Raw genomic sequence first — 21,400 nt, 5'->3', positions numbered from 1 at the left:
GCCGCTGCCTGACGTCGGTCGGGATATTCGGCGGGGCCGAAGACCCGCCGTCCGTTCCGATTTCGTGTCGGGAGCAGCTCTCGCTGCTCCCGTCCGAAATCAGAAGTCCATCCCGCCCATGCCGCCCATGCCGCCGCCGCCCATGGGCATGGCGGGCTTGTCTTCCGGCAATTCCGACACCGCCGCTTCGGTGGTGATCAGCAAGCCGGCGACCGAGGCCGCGTCCTGCAGCGCAGTGCGAACGACCTTGGTCGGGTCGATCACGCCGGCGGTGACGAGGTTCTCGTACACGTCGGTCTGCGCGTTGAAGCCCTGCGACGGGTCGTTGCCCTCGAGCAGCTTGCCCGAAATCACCGCACCGTCATGACCGGCGTTCTGCGCGATCTGGCGCAGCGGCGCGTAGAGCGCCTTGCGGACGATATCGATGCCGCGGGTCTGATCGTCATTGGCACCCTTGAGGCCTTCGAGAGCCTTGGTCGCGTACAGCAGAGCCGTACCGCCACCGGGGACGATGCCTTCTTCGACGGCCGCGCGGGTCGCGTGCAGCGCGTCGTCGACGCGATCCTTGCGCTCCTTGACCTCGACTTCCGAGGCACCGCCGACCTTGATCACCGCGACGCCGCCCGCGAGCTTGGCCAGGCGCTCCTGGAGCTTCTCACGGTCGTAATCCGACGTGGTGTTCTCGATCTGCTGACGGATCGCTTCGGTGCGCCCCTTGATCGCATCGGCATCACCGGCGCCATCGACGATAGTGGTGTTGTCCTTGTCGATCGAGACGCGCTTGGCGGTGCCGAGCATGCCGATGGTGACGGTCTCGAGCTTGATGCCCAGGTCTTCCGAGATCATCTCGCCCTTGGTCAGGATCGCGATGTCCTCGAGCATCGCCTTGCGGCGATCGCCGAAGCCCGGCGCCTTGACGGCGGCGACCTTGAGGCCACCACGCAGCTTGTTCACCACGAGCGTGGCCAGAGCCTCGCCCTCGATGTCCTCGGCGATGATCAGCAGCGGACGGCCCGACTGGACGACCGCTTCCAGGATCGGGAGCATCGCCTGCAGGTTCGACAGCTTCTTCTCGTGGATCAGGATGTACGGGTCGTTGAGTTCGACCGTCATCTTCTCCGGGTTGGTGATGAAGTAAGGCGACAGATAGCCGCGGTCGAACTGCATGCCCTCGACGACATCAAGCTCGAATTCGAGACCCTTCGCCTCTTCGACGGTGATCACGCCTTCCTTGCCGACCTTGTCCATCGCTTCGGCGATCTTCTCACCGACGACGGTGTCGCCATTGGCCGAGATGATGCCGACCTGGGCGATCTCGTTCGAACCCGAGACGGGCTTCGAGCGCGCCTTCACGTCCTCGACGACCTTGGTCACCGCGAGATCGATGCCGCGCTTCAGGTCCATCGGGTTCATGCCGGCCGCGACCGACTTCATGCCCTCACGAACGATCGCCTGGGCGAGCACGGTGGCGGTGGTGGTGCCGTCGCCGGCGAGATCGTTGGTCTTGGACGCGACCTCACGGATCATCTGCGCGCCCATATTCTCGAACTTGTCCTTGAGTTCGATTTCCTTGGCGACGGTAACGCCGTCCTTGGTGATGCGCGGAGCGCCGAACGACTTCTCGATCACGACGTTACGGCCCTTCGGACCGAGCGTGACCTTGACCGCGTCGGCCAGGATATCGACGCCGCGCAGGATGCGCTCACGCGCGTCGCGGCTGAATTTAACGTCCTTGGCTGCCATGTTGGCTACCTTTCCTTATGGTTCGTCATCCCAGCGAAAGCTGGGAGCTTGTGGTGCTTGAGACCCCGGCGTGCGCTGGGGTGACGGAATTGATCAGCCGACGATCCCCAGGATGTCGCTTTCCTTCATGATCAACAGGTCTTCGCCATTGACCTTGACCTCGGTGCCCGACCATTTGCCGAACAGGATGCGGTCGCCGGCCTTGACGTCGAGCGGGGTGACCTTGCCGTCCTCGCTCTTGGTGCCGGTGCCGATGGCGACGACTTCGCCTTCCTGCGGCTTTTCCTTGGCGGTGTCGGGGATGATGATCCCGCCCGCAGTCTTCTCTTCCGCCTCAACACGGCGGACGAGGACGCGGTCATGCAACGGACGAAAGTTCATTTGCGTGAGTCCCTCAATAGGAATTGAATTGGGATTAGCACTCAGTTCCCCCGAGTGCCAACGCAGCGCATATGTGTCTCGTCTTCCAACTCGTCAACGGGGTCGGAAGATTCTTTTGCTTAAGCGGGGCGAGAGCATTCAAACCCGCGACGGACTGGGTCAGCCGGCCGCGGGCAGCAATCCCAGCCGCTCGCGCATCGCCCAGCGCGCGACGAGCAGCGCCGAGACGACGGCCAGCCCGACGGCGAGCCCGACCCAGATGCCGACGCCTTGCCACTGCAAATGGAAACCGAACAGGATCGCGGTGCCGAACCCGGCCACCCAATAGCCGAACGCCGCGACCACCATCGGAATGCGCGTATCCTGCAGCCCGCGCAGCGCGCCCGCCGCGACCGCTTGCGCTCCGTCGAACAACTGGAACATCGCGGCGACGGCCAGATACTGGATCGCCAGCGCCACTTCGCGGGCCCGCGCCGGGTCGTCGACATTGACGTAGATCCCGACGATCAGCTTCGGCGCGATCCAGATCGTCGTCGCGGTCAGTACCATGAAGCCGGTGCCGGTGACGATCGACGCCCAGCCGGCGCGGCCGATCCAGACGCGGTTGCGCGCGCCATAGGCCATGCCGACCCGGATCGTCGCCGCCTGGGCGATGCCGAACGGCACCTGAAAGGCGAGCGCGGCGATGTTGAGCGCGATGGCGTGCGCCGCGACTTCGGTCACGCCGATCAGCCCCATCAGGAAGGCCGCGCCACCGAACAGCCCGCCTTCGAGCGTAAAGGTCAGTGCGATCGGCGCGCCGAGTCGCGCGATTTCGCCCATCCGCGTCCAATGCGGCAGCCACCATTTGCCGAACAGGCGGTAGCGGCGCAGCTTGCCGTCGAACGCCAGGATCGCGGCATAAGCCAGCATCATCGCGATCGCGGTGACCAGGCTGGCGATCGCCGATCCCTCCAGCCCCAGCGCGGGAAAGCCGGCATGGCCGAACACCAGCAACCAATTGCCCAGCGCGCCCATGCCGAGCGCGCCCGCCGTCACCAGCATCGCCCAGCCCGGCCGGCCGAGCGCGGCGGCGACGGTGCGCATCACTCCCGCCCAGATATTGGGCACCATGATGAACAACAGGATGTCGAGGAACGCGCCGGTGCGTGCCGCCACCCGCGGATCCTGCCCCAACAGCAGCAGGATCTCCCGGCTGAACGCGAGCACCACCATGAAGAACAGCCCGCTGATCAGCCCCAGCCACATCGCCATGCGGAATGACCGCCTTACCTGGCGAACGGCATGTGCCCGCGCACCCAGTTCGGCGGCGATGATCGGCGCGCAGGCGCCGGTGAAGCCGATCATCGCCCACATGATCAGGCTGAACAGGAACACGCCCAGCGTCGCCGCGGCGAAATCGATCGCGCCCAGCCGCGCCACGAACATCACGTCGACGGCATAGACGCCCATCTGCAGCAGATTCGCGCCGACCAGCGGGCCGGACAGGCGAAACAGCGCCCATAGTTCGGCGCGCGTCGAGGCAGGGGCAGGGCCGGCCAGCGGCATGGGGGCAGCTAACGCGACCATAGGGACGGAGGCTCTAGGGCGTGTATTGTCTAGCGGCAACACTCTGGAGGACACTTAAGCCCCTCCCCTTCAGGGGAGGGTTGGGGTGGGGCGGCGCGGCAGGCGACACCCTCTGCGAGGCATCCCCCACCCCCGACCCTCCCCTGCAGGGGAGGGGCTAATAGGAGCCATAGGCCTGAACCCAATCATGCGTATTGCTCAACCATCACACTTGCGGCTATCGCGGCTTTAAGACACGCTGCATGGCGCAGTGGGAGACGATCGACGTGAAATTGGTACGCGGCGCCTGGAAGATTCTGGTCGGCATCAAGGACGGCCTGGTGCTGATCTTCATGCTGCTGTTCTTCGGCATCCTGTTCGCCGCTTTGTCGGCCAAGCCCAACAGCACGGTCCGCGACGGAGCGCTGCTGCTCAAGCTCGACGGTCCGATCGTCGAACAACCAGAGAACGTCAGCCCGTTCGCCGCGATGCAAGGTGGCGGCAAGCAGCACCAATTCCGCCTGCGTGACCTGGTCCGCGCGATCGATGCGGCCAAGGACGATTCGCGGGTCAAGGTCGTGGTGCTCGATCTCGACGGCTATGGCGGCGGCTATCCCGCCGCGGTGACCGAGGTCGCCAATGCGCTCGGCCGGGTCAAGGCATCGGGCAAGCCTGTGCTGGCTTATGCCACTGCCTATACCGACGGCAGCTATCTGCTCGCCGCCAATGCCAGTGAGGTCTGGCTCAACCCGATGGGCGGCACGCTGTTCATGGGTCCCGGCGGCAACCAGCTCTATTACAAGGGCTTGATCGACAAGCTCGGCGTCAACGTCCACGTCTATCGCGTCGGCAAGTTCAAGTCGTTCGTCGAACCCTATGAGCGCGACGCGCAGTCGCCAGAAGCGAAGGAAGCGCTCACCGCGCTCTACGCATCGATCTTCAGCCAGTGGAAGGACCTGATCCACAAGGCGCGGCCCAAGGCGCAGATCGACGCCTTTCTGACCGCGCCGGATCAGGCGATCGCCGCGACCAAGGGCGATATCGCGCACGCCAACCTCGCCTCCGGCCTGGTCGACAAGCTCGGCGATCGGCTCGCTTTCGGCAAGCGCGTGGCGCAACTGGCGGGTGACGGTCCGAAAAAGGTCGCCGGTAGCTTCGCCGCGATCAAATATGACGATTTTGTCGCCGCCCACCCGATGTCCACCTCCGGCGACAGGATCGGCATCGTCACGGTCGCCGGCGACATTATCGACGGCAAGGCCGGACCCGGCACCGCCGGCGGCGACACGATCGCCAAGGCAGTGCTCGACGGCCTGGCCAAGAAGGACCTGAAGGCGCTCGTCGTCCGCATCGACTCGCCCGGCGGGTCGGCGCTCGCGTCCGAGACGATCCGCAAGGCGGTACTCGAAGCCAAGGCGCAAAAGCTGCCGATCGTCGTCTCGATGGGCGGGCTCGCCGCATCGGGCGGCTATTGGGTGTCGACTGCCGGCGACGTGGTCTTCGCCGAGCCCAATACGATCACCGGATCGATCGGCATTTTCGGCATCATCCCGACCTTCGAGAATTCACTCAAGAAGCTCGGCATCACTACCGACGGGGTGAAGACCACCCCTCTGTCAGGCCAGCCCGACGTCTTTGGCGGCACCAGTCCCCAGGTCGATTCGATCCTGCAGGCTTCGATCGAGCACGGCTATGCCGAGTTCATCGGCCGGGTCGCTGCCGCCCGCAAGATGACGCCGCAACGCGTCGACGAGATTGGCCAGGGCCGTGTCTGGGACGGCGGGACCGCGCGTCAGCTCGGGCTGGTCGATCGTTTCGGCTCGCTCGACGACGCCGTTGCGGAAGCCGCCAAGCGCGCCGGGATCGACGCCAAGAACGTGCGCCGCGTCTATCTGGAAAAGCAGCCCGGCTGGTTCGCCAAGTTGGTTCAGGGCTTTGCCGACAATGACGATGACGACGCCAGCGCGACCGACGACGCCAAGGCTGGTGACCTGTTCGCGATGCTTGCCGCGCAGCGTCAGGACGTGTTCGCCCGAGCGCTGGGCGATGCCAAGCGGCTGGCGACGGTCAATTCGGTCCAGGCACGCTGCCTCGAATGCGCCGGCTTCTCCGATGCCCGCCCCGACAACGACGACCGCACGCTGGCGCAGCTGCTGATCAAGGCCTTCTGGCAGTGATCGCGCTGCGCCCCGCCCGGCCCGAAGATGCAGCATCGATCGCGGCGATCTACGCGCCCTATGTGCTGACCGCGACGGTCTCGTTCGAGACGGAGGCGCCCGACGCGCGCGCGATGCGTAACCGCATGACGGCGAGCGATGGGCTCTATCCCTGGATCGTCGCGACCAACGGCGTCGAGGATGGCGATGCCGTCCTTGCTTATGCTTATGCTACCAAGTTCCGCGAACGGCCGGCCTATCGCTATGTCGTCGAGACCTCGATCTACGTCTCCGGGCCGGTCCAGGGACAAGGCGTCGGACGGCTGCTCTACCCTGCGCTGATCAACACGTTGCGCGCGCAGGGATTCGTCCAGGCGGTGAGCGTGATTTCGCTGCCCAACGACTATACGATCGGGCTGCACGAAGCGGCGGGCTTTCGCCGTCAGGGTGTGCTGCGTGAGCTCGGCTTCAAACAGGGTCGCTGGATCGATGTCGGCTTCTGGCAGCGCGAGCTCAACGATGCCGCGATTCCACCGGCCGAGCCCAAGCCGTTCAGCGAGATCGGCTTGGTTCGCGCCTGATGCCGCGATAGTTCGATCCCGACCTAAGTGTCGGCACCTGTACCGGCACGGCGCGTTGTCCCCGGCATGAATCACCTGTCCTCGCAACCCCAGGCACCGCGCGGCACCGCGGCGGCGATGGGACTGATCGCGATCGGCTTTGCCGGCAGCACGATGATCACGCCGCTTTATGCCTTGTATCAGGCCCAGTTCGGCTTCTCCGCCGTCGTGCTGACGATCGTCTATGCCGCTTATGTCATCGGCAATCTCTTAGCGCTGCTGTTCCTCGGCCGGCTGTCGGATCGCATCGGCCGACGCCCGATCGCCTTCGCCGCGATCACTCTATGCCTGATCGCGGCGCTGGTCTTCCTGACGGCGCACGGCACGGCGTGGCTGTTCGCGGGACGCGTCGTTAGCGGCCTCGCCGTTGGGCTAGCATCGGGCACCGGCACTGCCTGGCTGGTCGACCTCCGACCCGACGACCGCCCCCGCGCGACCCTGCTCGCGATCCAGGCCAACATGGCGGGGATTGGCCTGGGGCCGTTGATCGCAGGGCTGCTCGCGAGCTACGCACCGCTGCCGCTTGCCCTGCCCTTTCTGGTCTATGGCGCCGCTATCGCCACGGTCGCCGTGATAGTGACGCGGACTCGCGAGACGGTCTCAACCCGCGCGATCGACGCCGCGTTGTTCCGCCCGCAATTCGCGCTGCCGCAGGACGCGCGCGCCGCCTTTGTCGCGCCCGCCATCACCTCGTTCGCCACGTTCGCCTTTGTCGGTTTCTACGCGGCGCTGGTGCCGTCGATCCTGCACCAGGCGATGCATCTCGCCAGTCCGGCGATCAGCGGCGCGATCCTGGCGCAATTGTTCGCGGTCGCCGCCGCGACGATGCTGGCGACGCGCCGCCTGTCGAGCCGGATGGCGATGCTGAGCGGATTGGTGACGATCGCGCCCGCCCTCGCGCTGCTGGTGCTCGCGCAGTCGCAGCAGAGCCTCGCATTGTTGATGCTGGGAACGACATGTGGCGGCATCGCGCTGGCGCTCGGCTATCGTGGCAGCCTCGAGATCGTCAACACGATCGCACCCGCCGACCGCCGCGCCGGCTTGGTGTCGGTCTATCTGGTGATCTGCTTCATCGGCAATTCGCTTCCGGTGATCGGCGTCGCGATGGTCGGCGCCGTGGCCGGACCGGTCAGGGCCAGCGAGATCTTCGCCGGCGTGATGCTCGTGCTGGCCGGGGTGGCGTTCGTCACCGGGCTGCGCTTTGCCCCGCGTCGCCCAACCCGTGCTTGCGAAGCGCGCTAACCCGGCTCGCCCTTGCGATAGGCCGGCAGCGCCAGCTTCCAGTGCAACGCCGCCGCGCGCAGGCTGAACCCCGCGACGGCAGCAATGGCCGCGGCAACCGGTAGCGGCACGCCGAGCAACCCCAAAGCGACATAGGAGCCTGACGCCAGCGCGGCCGCTGTGACATAGATTTCGGGCCGCATGATGATCGACGGCTCCCCCGCCAGCACGTCGCGGATGATCCCGCCGACGCAGGCCGTCACCACGCCCATCAGCGCCGCCGGCACCGGGGGCACGCCGAACCCGATCGCCTTGGCCGCGCCGAACACGGCATAAGCGGCGAGCCCGACCGCATCGAACCAATCGAGCGCCGCCCCACGCCACCATCGGACGGGAGTCAGCCACACGGCGAAGGCAACCGCCAGGCACGCCGCCGCCGCGCGGCTGTCATGGATCCAGAATACCGGCGCCCCGATCAACAGATCGCGCACCGTCCCGCCGCCGACGCCGGTGACGAGCGCGAAGAAGCAGAGCGTCACCATCGTCTGCCCGCGCCTCGCCGCCGCGAGCGCGCCCGACGCGGCGAATACGACGAGCCCCGCAAGGTCGAGCCAAGGCGCAATCGCCGGGAGCCATTCTGGGGTGTGGGGGAGCATCGGACGAAGGGTAGCGCGACGCACCAGGCTTCGCCACAGGGTTTGAGTTCTGCAAAGCCCGGATGACGAACCAAAGGTGTCTAGGCTCCCCCAAACGTAAACGGTGCTTATCCCCTAAGAGCGAGGGTAAGGTGTTCCCCGCAAAAAGTGCATCCCGTACGTCAGCCGGCGCCCGCTAGCGGATCTCAAGGCGCTCGCGGCAAGCAAGCTCGGAAGATAATTCCCTCTCCCGCTTGCGGGAGAGGGAGGGACCCGCCGCCGAAGGCGGTGGGAGGTGAGGGTCTTCTTTCTTCTTGAATTCCAGCTGCTTGAAAGAAGAAAGAAGACCCTCACCCAACCCTCTCCCGTATACGGGAGAGGGCTAAAGATAAATGAGGGCGGAATCGGGGGAGCAGGGGTGGACAGCCGACTATGTCGCCAGTCCCCAAACGCAATTGGGGAGCCGGTGTTGCCACCGACTCCCCTGTCGCCGGACTTCGATCCGCTCATCACGTCTTGCGACCTGACCGCGCTTTCTGGTTTCGGCGGCTCGCTACGCCCGTGCTGTCCGAAGACGGCGCCAGGTTTCGCGCTTTGCTCCGTTCGGATCGTCTTGCGACGCTCCTCCCTTTGCACCGCTCCGATCGAATTGTCCGAAGACACTTCTCCCTTCGCGGATCGCTCCACCCCTCAGACCCGAAAGTCCCAGGAATCTCGCGTTTGCTTCGTTCAGATCGTCTTGCGACGTTCTTCCCTCGGCTCCGTTCCGGCCGAACCACCCGAAGGCATTTCGTCCATCGCGGTTTGCTCCACCTGGCTGGCCCGAAAGCTGCCCTGGTATCGCGCCGTTCCGTTCGGTTTGATCCGAAGACCCACCTGAGCTTCCCGGGTCGGTCGTCGGGGCCGGGTGCGATCATCCGAAGAGTCTCAGCAACCCGGCCACCGGCGGCCTACGAAGATAGTTTGCCGAAGCACCCTGTCTTCGCTTTGTCGCCTCGGTGCCCTTTTCATTTTCCCGGTTGCCCGGTTCATGAACAGCGTTCCGTTGCGACCCGCGATCATTCCACCCGAAAGCTTCCTGATCACGTTCGGTCCGTCAGATGCATAGTCCGGCCGTCGCGCTTGCGCGCTCCAATCGGACGCAGCAGCGCTGCCGTCCCTACCTCGAAACCGCTTTCCTCCCCTTGCGGGTCGGATGCACCTTCTCGAAGATCAAGTTCTTGAACTTTCTTCCGATTTCTCGGTGAACCGCTCTCGTTCTCGATGTCATCATGCTGTCACCAAAGCCGAGTCGCACCAAGCACGAAACACGTACCCGTCCCTGTGGATAACGTGGATAACGTGCACAGATGGCAGAAGCGTTGAAACAAAGTGTCGCGCGATCATTTCGTCCCGGATTCGGCACGCCATGCAACCCAATCGCTGCGAGAACGTTACGCACCCGGCATTGAATCACATCCACTACCAAGCAAGGGAAACAATATGCGTAAAGTTCTGCTCGCGCTCAGCGCAGCGTCGATGGTCACCTCGGCGGTCATTCCGCTCACGCAGGCCGATGCCCGCCGCTCGCAATATCGCGAATGGCGCGGCCGTGACGGCCGCACCTATTGCCGCCGCTCGAACGGCACCACCGGCTTGGTGGTCGGCGGCGTGGCCGGTGCATTGATCGGCCATGGTGTCGCCGGCCGCGGCGACAAGACGCTCGGCACGATCGTCGGCGGCGTCGCCGGCGCGTTCGGTGGTCAGGCGATCGACAAGACGATCACCAAGAAGCGTCGTTGCCGCTAAGGCGATACGATTAAAATGGGGCGCGGTTCGCAAGGACCGCGCCCTTCTTCTATGAGGAATGCATCATGCCCACACGCAGCGGCTCGGCAAAATACGAAGGCTTCGGCAAGGACGGCGTCGGCCATGTCTCGACCCAATCGGGCGTCCTCAGCGACCAGAAATACGGTTTCAACACCCGCTTCGGCGACGAACCCGGCACCAATCCCGAAGAGCTGATCGCGGCGGCGCATGCCAGTTGCTTCACCATGGCGCTCAGCTTCGCCCTCGCTCGTGAGGGTTTTACCGCCGGCACGCTCGAAACCAGCGCGAAAGTGACGCTCGACAAGCAGGGCGAAGGCTTCGCGATCACGCGTTCGGACCTGACGCTCGCGGCGCGTATCGACGGGATCGACGAGGAGCAGTTCGCGCGCATCGCCGCGGACGCCAAGGCCAATTGCCCGGTATCCAAAGTCCTCAACGCCGAAATCACGCTGGCGCATACGCTCAACGGTTGAGCAACGCCAATCTGTCGCCCTGATGAACGCGAGGTAGTTTCCCGTTCACGCAACCTCCCGGCCCTGCGGTTTGTTTTAACCGCACCCAAACAACGGGAGAATGATGATGCGACGGCTAATCATGGCCGCCCTGGCCACCAGCGTGACGATTACCCCGATCGCGGCGATGGCCCAGGACAATCCGTACCAGGCGCGCAAGGAATATCGCGACGAGGTCCGCGACGCCAACAAGGATTACCGTAAGGACCTGCGTCATGCCGACAATTGGCGCGACGTTCAGCGCGCGAATCGCGAGCGCAACGGCGAGATTCGCGATGCGCGCAGGGATTATCGCAGGGACACGCGCGACTGGCGCCGCTATCGCTCGTACGACTGGAACCGGACGGAGCCGGGTCAGCGATATTATTATGCCGACCGCTATTATCGCGACGGCCGCTATTATCGTCCCTATCACCTGAGCCGGAACGACCGCGTCTATCGCGGCTATGACGGACGCTATTATTGCCGACGTTCGGACGGCACGACTGGACTGATCGCCGGCGCGGCGCTGGGCGGGCTGCTTGGCAACGCCCTGTCGAATGGACGCTCGGCGACATTCGGCACCCTGCTCGGCGTCGCGGGTGGTGCGGCGCTGGGGTCCTCGATCGACCGCGGTCGGGTGCAGTGCCGCTAAGATCCTGATCGTTCAGGCGATAAAAATGCGAGGGTCCGGTCCCCGACCGGGCCCTCGTTTCGCGTCAGTTCGCGCTCGAGACGGGTGTCGTGCCGTTGAAGCGGATCGTGACGAATGAGGCGTCGCACAGATTGACCGCCGGGAAGACAGCGGAACTAGTGTCCGCGAAGGTCGCCTTGATTTCCCATTTGCACTGCGACGCGGCCTTGTCGAAATGGACCGTATTTCGGCCGCCGACCTTGAAGTTCTTGGGCTTCTCGCCTTCGTCGACCTTGTTCTTCTGCCATTGATTGGCACCGGCCGGCGACAGTTCGATCAGCGTGATTTCCTTGCCGGAATTGTTGATCAGGATGAAATCCCAAGCGTCAGCATAAGCGGGAGCGGCCAGCCCCAGCATCGCGACGCCCACCCCGAAACGGTAGCGCATATGACGTCCCCTAAGCCTCCCGCCTCTAAGCGGACGGGCGCGCGGGACTATCTTACAGGATGCCGCCTCCGAGGAACAGGCGGAACGCGGCAATCGCCATCAGGACGAGGTTGATGATCAGCCCCGCCTTGTTCTTCGACAGCGCGCCGAATAGCAGCCCAACCGCACCGATCAGCAGCCCGAGCCAGTTCAGCCAGCCCAGAAAAGGGATCAAGGCGACGAGCGTGACGACCAGCAGGATCACGCCGATGATGATCGAGAGCACATTGAGCATGTCGCGTCATATGTGGGCAATACACTTCGGGCGCAAGTCCAATGTCGTCATCATAGGCCGTTTCTTAACCACTTCGCAGGCATGGCGAGCGCCGAACCGATCGGAGTTTTTTGGGTGGGCATCACCTTTCGCAATCTGGCCTGGGCACTTGCCCCGCTTGCGCTCGCCGCGTGCGGATCGAAGCCGCCCGCCGACAGCAATATCGACTCGCTCGATGCCGAACTGGCCGGCGGCAATACGACAGGCAATAGTCGCGACCCGGCGATGATGAGCGCGCTCCAGGACCAGATCATGGTCGATCCCGCGCTGACCGGTCAGGCCAACAACGACGCCGTCCGCCCGCCGCAACAGCCCTATTCGGGGGCGACCCCGCCCGATTCGGTGGCGCCGTCCAAGACCGACGGCACCAATGTCGCCGACGGCACCGGTTCGTCGAGCGGCGGCAGCAAACCGGCCCCTGCCCCGGCCGGCGACTGCCCGCAATGCAAGGTCAAGCGCGATTCGGTGACACTGGGAGCACTGGCCCAGCGTCAGGCCGACAAGCGCACGTCAGGCTGCGCGCGTGGTCTGCAATATTCGACCGCTTGGGTGCAGCGCCTGCCCGCCGACATCCCGCTCTATCCCGACGCCCGCGTCGACGAAGCGGCGGGTGTCGCCGGCAATGGCTGCGCGCTTCGCGTCGTCAGCTTCTCGACCGGCGCCTCGGTCCAGACGGTACTCGATTATTATTATGGCCGCGTCACTGCCGCCGGCTATTCGGCCGAACATCAGGCCGATGGCGGCCAGCACGTGCTGGGCGGCGTCCGCGGCAAGGACGGCGGCGCCTATGTCATTTATGTCGAAAAGCGCGGTGACGGCAGGACCGAAGTCGATTTAGTCGCAAATAACGGGAACTGATTGGGTTCTCATCTCTTCTAGCCGCTTCAGCATCGACGCGAGCTCACCCTCCCGATAACGGACAGCAAGGGTCACGCCGTTCGCGTCGATGCTGAAACCGATCGCCACCAAGTGGCGATCGCCCCGGCGAAGGCCGGGGCCCATCAAGCGACCTCATCAGAATTCGTCATGCCGGGCTTGTCCCGGCTTCCAATGCGCAACAACGGCTTGATTCCGTTGTGGAGGGTTGGCCCCGGCACAGGGCCGGGGTGACGATTAGCATGGCGCGCACTCCTCTTCCCAAACCGCCGTTTGTCCGAATGCCCGCGTGCGGCTACAGCGCGCGAATGAATTTCCTTCTCGTCATGGCCGGCGGTGCCCTGGGCAGCGCCGCGCGCTACCTCGTGGGCAAGCTGACGCTCGGCTGGTTCGGGCCCGATTATCCCTGGGGTACGCTTGCGGTGAACCTGATCGGCGGGTTCCTGATGGGCACGCTCGCCGGCATGCTGGCGCGCACCGGCGGCAGCGAACATGCTCGCCTGCTGCTCGGCGTCGGGGTGCTGGGTGGCTTCACCACCTTTTCCGCTTTCTCGCTCGACACCGTGCTGATGATCGAACGCGGGCAATTGGGTATGGCGATTGCGTATGTATTGGTCTCGGCGATCGGCTCGATCCTCGCGTTGTTCGCCGGCCTGCACCTGATCCGGGCGGTGGCATGAGCGAGATCCGCACCTTCATCGTCGCGCCCGATGACGACGACATCCGGCTCGATCGCTGGTTCAAGCGGCATTTGCCCGACACCAGCTTCACCACCGTCGCCAAATGGGCGCGCACCGGCCAGTTGCGCGTCGATGGCGCGCGCGCCGCGCCGGGCGACCGCATCGCCGCGGGCCAGACCTTGCGCTTCCCGCCGCCCGAGCCGGTCCCGGTCGCCGGCAAGCCCAAGCGCGAACGCCCTCCCCTCACCGACGACGAGATCGCCTTCGCGCGCGAATTGGTGATCCATCAGGACGCCCAGGCCTTCGTGCTCAACAAGCCGCCCGGACTGGCGACGCAAGGCGGGACCAAGACCCTCCAGCATGTCGACGGCCTGCTCGACGCATTGCAGTTCGACAATGAGGGGCGGCCCAAGCTGGTCCACCGGCTCGACAAGGACACGTCGGGCGCCCTGCTCGTCGCGCGCACCTCGCGCGCAGCGGCATTCTTCGCCAAGGCGTTTTCGGGCCGCACCGCCAAGAAGGTCTATTGGGCCTTGGTGGTTGGCGTGCCGTCGATCGAGGACGGCATGATCGAGTTGCCGATCGCCAAGCAGCCCGGCACCGGCGGCGAGAAAATGCATGTCGACGAAGCCGAGGGCCAGCCCGCCCGGTCGCGCTACCGGGTGATCGAGCGCGCCGGCAATCGCGCCGCCTGGGTCGAGTTGCAGCCGTTCACTGGCCGCACGCATCAATTGCGCGTGCATATGGCGGCGATCGGCCATCCGATCGTCGGCGATGGCAAATATGGCGGCCCCGAAGCGTTCCTGACCGGCGGAATCAGCCGCAAGATGCACCTCCATTCGCGGCGCATCGCGGTCGACCATCCCGATGGCGGCAAGATCGACGTCGAGGCCGAATTGCCGACCCATTTCGCGGAAAGCCTGTCCGGCCTGGGCTTCGACCAGATGGCGGGCAACATGATGCCGCTCGACGAACCGGCGCCGCCGACCAAGCAGGTGAAAAAGGCTTGGGCGAAGGCGCACGCCAAGACGATGCGCAAGGAACGCAAAGGCGAACGCCGCAGCCGCGGTGCCGCTGTCGAGCCACGCAAATCTGGGTCGCGTCCCAAGCCTGCAAGTAGCAAGTCCACGGGATCCAAGTCTTCGGGCAACAAGCCCGCGGGTGCCAGATCGGCGGGTCCCAAGCCTGGAAGTCGCAAGTCGTCAGGCCCCCAGTCTTCGGGCTCCAAGCCCGCAAGCCCCAAGGGCCCGCCGCGCAGGGGCCGCTGATGCATCCCAATGCCGCGTTCCGCTGGGAAGATCGCGACGCGATGCGCGCGCTGGTCGCCGAACTCGGTTTCGGCGCGTTGTTCTGTGCGACGCCCGACGGCCCGCGCGTCGCGCATGTGCCGGTCGTGTGGCTCGACGACGCGACCCTCGGCCTCCATCTGGCGCGCGGCAACGGCATCGTCCGTCATCTCGACGGCGCGACCGCCTTGTTCGTCGCGCAAGGGCCCGACGGCTATGTCAGCCCCGATTGGTACGGGCTCGACAACAATCAGGTGCCGACCTGGAATTATGTCGCGGTCGAACTCGAAGGCACGATGCGGCGGATGGAGCATGACGCGCTGGTCGCGCAGGTCGATCAATTGACTACCCAACAGGAAGGCCGGCTCGACAAAACGCCATGGACGCGGAGCAAGATGGATCCGGCCATGTTCGACAAGATGACCAGCGCAATCGTCGGTTTCCGGCTGGAGATCGCCGCCTGGCGAGGCACGCTCAAGCTCGGCCAGAACAAGCCCGAAGCGGCGCGGCTGGCGGCCGCCGATGGCGTCGAGGCATCGGGACGGCGCGGCATCGCGCACTGGATGCGCAACGCATGAGCAGCCCGATAACCAGACTGGCGATCTTCGACTGCGACGGGACATTGGTCGACAGCCAAGCCAATATCTGTCGCGCGGTGGAAGAGGCGCTGACCGAAGCGCGGGTCGAGGTGCCGTCGCGCGACCGCATCCGCCGCATCGTCGGGTTGAGCCTGGTCGAAGCGATGCAGGCGCTGCTCCCCGACGCATCCGACGTGGATCACCGTTGGCTGGCGCAAGCGTATAAGGACAAGTTCTTCGCGATGCGGACGAGCGGCGTGCTCGCCGATGAACCGCTGTTCGACGGCATCGACGCGATCGTCGAGCAACTCGCCGGCGACGGTTGGATGCTCGGCGTCGCCACCGGCAAATCCGATCGCGGGCTCGACCATATCCTGACGGCGCACGGCCTGAAGCATCATTTCGTCACCTTGCAAACCGCCGACCGCCATCCGTCCAAGCCGCATCCGTCGATGATCGCGGCGGCGATCGCCGAGGCCGGCGCAGACCCGGCGCGTACGGTGATGATCGGCGACACCAGCTTCGACATATTGATGGCAGTCAATGCCGGGGTCCGCGCGGTGGGAGTCGCCTGGGGCTATCACCCCGCCGACGAGCTGGTCGCCGCGGGCGCGCATGGCGTCGCGCTCGCCGTCGCCGATTTGCCGCATCATCTGGAGGCACGATGACCGATTCCGCAATCCAATCCCGCAATCGCTGGCTGATCATCACCGCGATCCGTTTGCTCGCCATCGCCGGCGCAGTGTTCGCGGTGATCCTGATCGGCCGGGCGCCTACCTGGCCGCCAAAAGTGCTGGGCGTCGCGATCGTACTGTCGGCGCTCTACATGTCCTGGGCGGTTCCAGCCTCGCTCGCGCATCGCTGGCGCACACCCGACGAAGACGCGCCCAAGCGGACGACCAAGACGCGGCGATGAAGCGGTTCTGGAAGACTGTGACGGTCGACGCCGAGCGTGGCGTGCGGCTCGACGAGCGGCCCGTGCGCACCCCTGGTCGCGTGCCGCTATTGCTGCCGACCGACATGTTGGCCGAAGCGGTCGCCGACGAATGGCGCGAAGTAACGGATGATATCGACCCGCGCGCGATGCCGCTGACCGGCCTGGCCAATGCCGCGATCGACCGTATCGCACCCGATCCCGCCGCCTTCGCTGCTGGCCTCGCCGCTTATGGCGAGAGCGATCTCCTCTGCTATCGCGCCGAGAGCCCGCCCGACCTGGTCGCGCGTCAGGCCGCTTTGTGGGATCCGCCGCTCGATTGGGCGCGCGACCGCTATGACGTCCATTTCGAGATCGTCATCGGGGTGATCCACCGGCCCCAGCCCGAGGCGACGATCGCGCGGCTGGGCGCCGCGATCGCCACGCGCCGCCCGTTCGAGTTGGCGCCGCTGTCACCGATCGTGACGATCACCGGGTCGCTGGTCCTGGCGCTCGCGCTCGCCGAGCGCGCGATGGAGGCCGAAGCGGTCTGGGCGGCCGCCAATCTCGACGAGGACTGGCAGGCCGAGCACTGGGGCGAGGACGATCTGGCAGTCAAAGCGCGCGAGACCCGCCAGCACGACTTCGCGGCGGCCGCGCGGTTTCTGAGCCTCGTCAGCTAACCCCTAATTCGTCATGCCGGCCTTGTGCCGGCATCCACCGCGCGACAAACCCTAACAGTTCAGGATACGCGGCACGGTGGATCCCGGGACAAGCCCGGGATGACGGGCGAAATTGTGGCGGGCGAGCACCTCATCACCCAGCGCCGACTTGGTCAATTATCCGGCAGCTTGCGAATGAACCCGATTAGCCCGCGCTGGCGCGAGCGCTTGAGCCGTTCGGCCGTCAGGATCGTCTGGACGCACTCGAAACAATCGTCGAGATCGTCATTGACCAGGACATAGTCATAGCCGTCCCAGTGGCTGACCTCGGCCTGCGCGCGCTCCATGCGACGCTCGATGATTTCCTGGCTGTCGGTGTTGCGCCCCTCTAGCCGCTCGCGCAGCGTCTTCAGGCCCGGCGGCAGGATGAACACGCGGACGACGTCACCACCGGCGAGCTGGAACAATTGCTGCGCGCCCTGCCAGTCGATGTCGAACAATATGTCCTGTCCGGCCTCGAGATCCTTGAACACCGTCTCGCGCGGCGTGCCGTAGCGCTGGTCGAACACCCGCGCCCATTCGAGGAAAGCGTCGTCCTCGACCATGTCCTTGAACGTATCTGTGTCGACGAAATGATATTCGCGCCCCTCCTGCTCGCCCGGGCGAATCGGCCGGGTGGTGTAGGAGATCGACATCTTCAGCCGGCCGTTCTCTTCCGCCAGCAGCCGGTTGGCGATGGTCGACTTGCCCGCGCCGGACGGCGAGGACAGTACGAACATCAAGCCACGGCGCTTGAAGCCCGGCGGCTGCGAGGAACGGTGATCGACCATGCGCGCTAGTGGCGTGCGCGCAGGGGGCGCGTCAAGCGCTGGCGGGTTCGTTCCCGAACTTGCGCATCAGATAGCGTGCCCCGAGCACCGCGCCGCCGATCACGATCGCGGCGGGGACGACTCGCCTGGCGACTTTCCACGTCGCGACCCCGGCGAGCGCCCCGAGCGTTCCGCCTTCGCCGTCGCGCTGATCGATGTTGCGGCCGATGGCAGCGGCGACGAGGTCTCCGATCACGCAAAATCTCCCTAAAATCCGAGAGGTAAGCGTTGGATAGCGGGGAAGGTTCCCCAAAACGTCATCCCAGCGAAAGCTGGGATCTCAAGCCATATGGCGCCTTCGCCTGAGACCCCAGCTTTCGCTGGGGTGACGAAAAATTGCGGCGGCAAACACTAAAGCACTTGCTAAAGTGTTTTGCCCGGAATACTTAAGCGCATGCTTAACGAATCACCTTCCCTCGATCGCGTCTTCCACGCCCTCGCCGACTCCACGCGGCGGGCGATGGTGGAAAGGCTCGCGCTTCGGCCGATGTCGGTGAGCGAACTGGCGTCCCCCTTCGCCATGTCGCTCCCCGCCGTCATGCAGCACCTCGCGGTGCTCGAGGAATCGGGGCTGGTCCGGTCGCACAAGGCCGGGCGGGTCCGGACCTGCCGCATCGACACCGAAACGTTCGGCCTGGTCGAACGCTGGACCGCCGATTGCCGCAGCGAGTGGGAGAACCGGCTCGATAAGCTGGAGGACTATGTCAACACCCTGAAAGGACAGCAGAAATGACCGAGAAGACGATCATCCGCCCGGAACCGCTCGTGATCGAGCGCCATTTCGATGCGCCGCGCGCCATCGTGTTCCAGGCCTGGACGACGGCCGAGCATATGAAAAACTGGTTCAGCCCCGAACATTTCACCACGCCCGAGGCGGTGATCGAATGTCGCCCCGGCGGCCGCTTCGACCTCTGCATGCAGGCGCCCGACGGCCAGAAATTCTGGAACCACGGCCGCTTCATCGACGTGGTCGAGAATGAAAGCCTGTCGTTCGAGGCCGGCGCGCATGTCGACGACAGCGGCAACGCGCCGTTCGCGGTGCGGACCTACGTGACCTTCAGCGACGACGGTGATGGATCGCTGATGTCGGTGCGCCAGGAATATGAGATCTACGACGAGTCGGCCAAGGCCATGATCGGCGGCGCGCCCGAGGGCTGGCGGACCACGCTCAACAAGCTCGAAGCCGAAGTGGCTCGGATCAAGGGCTGATCAAAAACAGACCCTCACCCTTCCCACCGCCTTCGGCGGCGGGCCCCTTCCCTCTCCCGCATGCGGGAGAGGGAGGGAGGCGCGAAGCGCCGGAAGGGTGAGGGTCTGTCTCATCTTACCGTCCGACCATATCCTCCGCCCGCACGACGCGATCGAACGTCGCTTCATCGACCAACCCCAGATCCAGCCCCGCTTCCTTGAGCGTCATCCCCTCTTCATGTGCATGCTTGGCGATCTTCGCCGCATTGTCGTACCCGATCTCGGGCGCGAGCGCGGTCACCAGCATCAGCGAGCGATCGACCAGTTCGGCGATCCGCCGCCGGTCCGGTTCGAGCCCCTCGACACAGCGCTCGGCGAAACTCTCCATCCCGACCGCCAGCAGATCGATCGAGCGCAGCACCGCCGCTCCGATCATCGGCTTGAACACGTTGAGCTCGAGATGCCCCTGCATCCCGCCGACCGTCACCGCCTGATGATTGCCGATCACTTGCGCCGCGACCATCGTCAGCATCTCGCATTGGGTCGGATTGACCTTGCCCGGCATGATCGAGCTGCCCGGTTCGTTGGCGGGCAACATCAGTTCGCCGATCCCCGAGCGCGGGCCCGAGCCGAGCAGGCGGATATCGTTGGCGATCTTGGTCAGCGCGACCGCCAGGCTGTTCAACCGCCCCGAGAAATCGACCAACGTGTCGTTCGACGCCAGCGCCTCGAATTTGTTCGGCGCGGTCTCGAACGCGAAGCCGGTCAGATCGGACAGCTCGGCGGCGATCGCTGGGCCGAAATCCTTCGGCGCGTTGAGCCCCGTTCCCACCGCGGTGCCGCCCTGCGCGAGCTTGGACAGGCCATGCTCGATCAGCGGAACCAACCGCGTCCGCGCCAGACGCACTTGCGCATAATAACCCGAAAACTCGTCGCCGAGCGTCAGCGGCGTCGCGTCCTGAAGATGCGTGCGGCCGATCTTGACGATGTCCTGCCACGCCTGGGTCTTGGCGAGCAACGCCGCCTCCAGCCGCTCGATCGCCGGCACCAGCCGCCGCGTCGCCGCCAATGCTGCCGCGACATGCAGCGCCGTCGGAAAGCTATCGTTCGACGACTGGCTCATGTTGACGTCATCGTTCGGGTGGATCGGCGTCTTGCCGCCGCGTCTGCCCGTCAGCACCTCATTGGCGCGGCCGGCGATCACCTCGTTGACGTTCATGTTCGATTGGGTGCCGCTGCCGGTCTGCCAGATGACCAGCGGGAACTGGTCATCGAGCTTGCCCGCGACCACTTCCGTCGCCGCCGCTTCGATCGCGTCGGCCTTGTCCGCCGCCAGCCCATGCATGCGGTTCACTCGCGCCGCCGCCTGCTTCACCAAAGCGAGCGCATGAACGATCGCGATCGGCATTCGCTCGCGCTCGCCGAACGGGAAATTCTCGATCGATCGCTGCGTCTGCGCGCCCCAATAGGCGGTCGCGGGCACCTCGATCGCGCCGATCGAATCGGTTTCGGTGCGGGTTTCGGTCATCGCGCAGGCTCCTCGTGACGGGAGCGCCCGATTTGGCGTTACCAGATGCCGGGCACAAGCCTTGCGCGCACTCGGCCGGCATAGTCCCGATAACCCGGTAGCTTGTCGTGGAGCAGCCGGTCTTCCCACGCAGTACGGACGGCAAGCAGGACCGACGCGATCGCGGCCGGCACCAATCCCCACCACGACGCCAGCGCCAGCGATATTCCCAGGAACATCGCCACCGCGGCACTGTAGCCGGGGTGGCGGACGAAGCGATAAGGGCCGGAGTCGATCACGCGCTGATGCCGCTCCGACTGGATGCGCACGCCGGGCTCGAAGAACGGGTTGACCGCCTGCGCCCAGGCGGTGACCGCGATCCCACCGAGCAGGGCGGAATAACCGATCACGACCAACCACAGCGGCACGTGCGACCAATGCACCCTCCCTGCGTCAAGGCTCGCGACGGGAATGGTCACGACCATCGCGGTCAGGATCACCGCTACCAGCGGCAAGTCCCAGCGCTCGGTCCCCGGCTGGAAGCGACTGCGCGCGCGAAAAATGACCGGATTGATCTTGGCGAGCGCCAGTCCGGATGCCGCGAACCCGATCACCAGCGCGGCGACGAAAATCCAGCCAGGCACCCAGAGAATATCGCCGGCCGGCAGGAAGACGAGCAACAACAGCGAGATCGGCAGCGCGACCGCATAAACGATCGCCGTCGCGCGTGACATTGGTGTCGGATCTTGCGGCTGTTGCTGCGCCATTTCCACCCTACGCCGCCGCTGCCGGCTTGTTCCGGTGGGGTCATACTCGATCCGGCCGAGCCGCAGTACGACCAC

The 21,400-nt window shown here is 65.3% G+C and carries 25 protein-coding genes; 15 read left to right on the top strand and 10 right to left on the bottom strand.

Translation table 11 applies throughout. The features are described from left to right. Positions 1-99: 99 nt before the first annotated feature. From groL to AC1DRD_RS03870, 3 genes are all read right to left on the bottom strand, one after another. On the bottom strand, positions 100-1,743 hold the full coding sequence (groL, locus tag AC1DRD_RS03880) for a chaperonin GroEL (protein ID WP_478028212.1): 1,644 nt from the start codon (positions 1,741-1,743) through the stop codon (positions 100-102). A 93-nt stretch (positions 1,744-1,836) separates the two neighbouring features. Then, on the bottom strand, positions 1,837-2,124 hold the full coding sequence (gene groES / locus AC1DRD_RS03875; RefSeq protein ID WP_066812912.1) for a co-chaperone GroES: 288 nt from the start codon (positions 2,122-2,124) through the stop codon (positions 1,837-1,839). Positions 2,125-2,283: 159 nt separating this feature from the next. After that, on the bottom strand, positions 2,284-3,672 hold the full coding sequence (locus tag AC1DRD_RS03870) for an MATE family efflux transporter (RefSeq protein WP_478040370.1): 1,389 nt from the start codon (positions 3,670-3,672) through the stop codon (positions 2,284-2,286). Positions 3,673-3,959: 287 nt separating this feature from the next. Here AC1DRD_RS03870 and sppA point away from each other — a divergent pair, with 287 nt between their 5' ends. The 3 genes from sppA to AC1DRD_RS03855 all read left to right on the top strand — a co-directional run bounded on the left by sppA (position 3,960) and on the right by AC1DRD_RS03855 (position 7,690). Then, a complete protein-coding gene (gene sppA, locus AC1DRD_RS03865) occupies positions 3,960-5,849 on the top strand; it encodes a signal peptide peptidase SppA (RefSeq protein WP_478040610.1) in 1,890 nt (629 codons plus the stop codon). Continuing rightward, positions 5,846-6,409: an N-acetyltransferase family protein gene (locus tag AC1DRD_RS03860; protein ID WP_478040369.1), complete on the top strand. Its 564-nt coding sequence runs from the start codon at positions 5,846-5,848 to the stop codon at positions 6,407-6,409. The genes sppA and AC1DRD_RS03860 overlap by 4 nt, the downstream gene beginning before the upstream one ends. Positions 6,410-6,475: 66 nt before the next feature. Then, the gene (locus tag AC1DRD_RS03855) at positions 6,476-7,690 is read left to right on the top strand and encodes an MFS transporter (RefSeq protein WP_478040368.1); all 1,215 of its coding nucleotides are present in this window, start codon (positions 6,476-6,478) and stop codon (positions 7,688-7,690) included. Here AC1DRD_RS03855 and AC1DRD_RS03850 read toward each other — a convergent pair. Further along, a complete protein-coding gene (locus AC1DRD_RS03850) occupies positions 7,687-8,325 on the bottom strand; it encodes a trimeric intracellular cation channel family protein (RefSeq protein ID WP_478028207.1) in 639 nt (212 codons plus the stop codon). The two genes, AC1DRD_RS03855 and AC1DRD_RS03850, sit on opposite strands and share 4 nt — an antisense overlap. 1,461 nt (positions 8,326-9,786) lie before the next feature. Between AC1DRD_RS03850 and AC1DRD_RS03845 the strand changes: the two genes are divergently transcribed. The 3 genes from AC1DRD_RS03845 (at position 9,787) to AC1DRD_RS03835 (ending at position 11,259) form a co-directional block, all read left to right on the top strand. After that, a complete protein-coding gene (locus AC1DRD_RS03845) occupies positions 9,787-10,092 on the top strand; it encodes a glycine zipper 2TM domain-containing protein (RefSeq protein WP_478028205.1) in 306 nt (101 codons plus the stop codon). 65 nt (positions 10,093-10,157) lie between these two features. Then, complete coding sequence (locus tag AC1DRD_RS03840; RefSeq protein WP_478040367.1) at positions 10,158-10,586, top strand: OsmC family protein; 429 nt, start codon at positions 10,158-10,160, stop codon at positions 10,584-10,586. Between the two features lie 106 nt (positions 10,587-10,692). Further along, the gene (locus AC1DRD_RS03835; protein WP_478028201.1) at positions 10,693-11,259 is read left to right on the top strand and encodes a glycine zipper 2TM domain-containing protein; all 567 of its coding nucleotides are present in this window, start codon (positions 10,693-10,695) and stop codon (positions 11,257-11,259) included. Positions 11,260-11,323: 64 nt separating this feature from the next. Here AC1DRD_RS03835 and AC1DRD_RS03830 read toward each other — a convergent pair whose 3' ends face one another. After that, on the bottom strand, positions 11,324-11,686 hold the full coding sequence (locus AC1DRD_RS03830) for a hypothetical protein (protein WP_478028200.1): 363 nt from the start codon (positions 11,684-11,686) through the stop codon (positions 11,324-11,326). A gap of 52 nt (positions 11,687-11,738) precedes the next feature. After that, entirely contained in the window at positions 11,739-11,960 is a 222-nt protein-coding gene (locus AC1DRD_RS03825) for a hypothetical protein (RefSeq protein ID WP_066812729.1), read from the bottom strand. A 114-nt stretch (positions 11,961-12,074) separates the two neighbouring features. On the opposite strand from AC1DRD_RS03825, the gene AC1DRD_RS03820 reads away from it, so the two are divergent. The 7 genes from AC1DRD_RS03820 to AC1DRD_RS03790 all read left to right on the top strand — a co-directional run bounded on the left by AC1DRD_RS03820 (position 12,075) and on the right by AC1DRD_RS03790 (position 17,015). Beyond that, the gene (locus AC1DRD_RS03820) at positions 12,075-12,857 is read left to right on the top strand and encodes a hypothetical protein (RefSeq protein WP_478040366.1); all 783 of its coding nucleotides are present in this window, start codon (positions 12,075-12,077) and stop codon (positions 12,855-12,857) included. A 326-nt stretch (positions 12,858-13,183) separates the two neighbouring features. Further along, complete coding sequence (crcB, locus tag AC1DRD_RS03815; protein WP_478040365.1) at positions 13,184-13,555, top strand: fluoride efflux transporter CrcB; 372 nt, start codon at positions 13,184-13,186, stop codon at positions 13,553-13,555. Further along, on the top strand, positions 13,552-14,823 hold the full coding sequence (locus AC1DRD_RS03810) for an RluA family pseudouridine synthase (RefSeq protein ID WP_478040364.1): 1,272 nt from the start codon (positions 13,552-13,554) through the stop codon (positions 14,821-14,823). The genes crcB and AC1DRD_RS03810 overlap by 4 nt, the downstream gene beginning before the upstream one ends. Further along, entirely contained in the window at positions 14,823-15,419 is a 597-nt protein-coding gene (locus AC1DRD_RS03805) for an FMN-binding negative transcriptional regulator (RefSeq protein WP_478040363.1), read from the top strand. The genes AC1DRD_RS03810 and AC1DRD_RS03805 overlap by 1 nt, the downstream gene beginning before the upstream one ends. Further along, positions 15,416-16,087, top strand: a complete 672-nt coding sequence (locus tag AC1DRD_RS03800) for an HAD-IA family hydrolase (protein ID WP_478040362.1) — start codon at positions 15,416-15,418, stop codon at positions 16,085-16,087. The genes AC1DRD_RS03805 and AC1DRD_RS03800 overlap by 4 nt, the downstream gene beginning before the upstream one ends. Then, positions 16,084-16,335 (top strand): hypothetical protein, encoded by a 252-nt coding sequence (locus AC1DRD_RS03795; RefSeq protein ID WP_478028190.1) that lies wholly within the window; start codon positions 16,084-16,086, stop codon positions 16,333-16,335. Before AC1DRD_RS03800 ends, AC1DRD_RS03795 begins: the two co-directional genes overlap by 4 nt. Then, positions 16,332-17,015 carry an ATP12 family chaperone protein gene (locus AC1DRD_RS03790; RefSeq protein WP_478028188.1) on the top strand — a complete coding sequence of 228 codons (684 nt, stop codon included), beginning with the start codon at positions 16,332-16,334 and terminating at the stop codon, positions 17,013-17,015. Before AC1DRD_RS03795 ends, AC1DRD_RS03790 begins: the two co-directional genes overlap by 4 nt. A 152-nt stretch (positions 17,016-17,167) precedes the next feature. On the opposite strand, the gene gmk is transcribed toward AC1DRD_RS03790, so the two are convergent. Beyond that, positions 17,168-17,824 carry a guanylate kinase gene (gene gmk / locus AC1DRD_RS03785; RefSeq protein ID WP_478040361.1) on the bottom strand — a complete coding sequence of 219 codons (657 nt, stop codon included), beginning with the start codon at positions 17,822-17,824 and terminating at the stop codon, positions 17,168-17,170. Between the two features lie 31 nt (positions 17,825-17,855). Further along, positions 17,856-18,059, bottom strand: coding sequence for a hypothetical protein (locus AC1DRD_RS03780; RefSeq protein ID WP_478040360.1), 204 nt, complete (start codon positions 18,057-18,059; stop codon positions 17,856-17,858). 264 nt (positions 18,060-18,323) lie between these two features. On the opposite strand from AC1DRD_RS03780, the gene AC1DRD_RS03775 reads away from it, so the two are divergent. Both AC1DRD_RS03775 and AC1DRD_RS03770 read left to right on the top strand, forming a co-directional pair. Beyond that, positions 18,324-18,596, top strand: a complete 273-nt coding sequence (locus tag AC1DRD_RS03775) for an ArsR/SmtB family transcription factor (RefSeq protein WP_478040359.1) — start codon at positions 18,324-18,326, stop codon at positions 18,594-18,596. After that, positions 18,593-19,072, top strand: coding sequence for an SRPBCC family protein (locus tag AC1DRD_RS03770; RefSeq protein WP_478040358.1), 480 nt, complete (start codon positions 18,593-18,595; stop codon positions 19,070-19,072). Before AC1DRD_RS03775 ends, AC1DRD_RS03770 begins: the two co-directional genes overlap by 4 nt. Positions 19,073-19,187: 115 nt before the next feature. Here AC1DRD_RS03770 and fumC read toward each other — a convergent pair whose 3' ends face one another. Both fumC and AC1DRD_RS03760 read right to left on the bottom strand, forming a co-directional pair. Beyond that, complete coding sequence (gene fumC / locus AC1DRD_RS03765; RefSeq protein ID WP_478040357.1) at positions 19,188-20,579, bottom strand: class II fumarate hydratase; 1,392 nt, start codon at positions 20,577-20,579, stop codon at positions 19,188-19,190. A 38-nt stretch (positions 20,580-20,617) separates the two neighbouring features. After that, a complete protein-coding gene (locus tag AC1DRD_RS03760; RefSeq protein ID WP_478040356.1) occupies positions 20,618-21,292 on the bottom strand; it encodes a methyltransferase family protein in 675 nt (224 codons plus the stop codon). Between the last annotated feature and the right edge of the window lie 108 nt (positions 21,293-21,400).

The sequence above is a fragment of the Sphingomonas sp. P4_G2 genome, from assembly GCF_056401155.1.
This window is presented reverse-complemented; position numbering and strand designations above follow the sequence as displayed.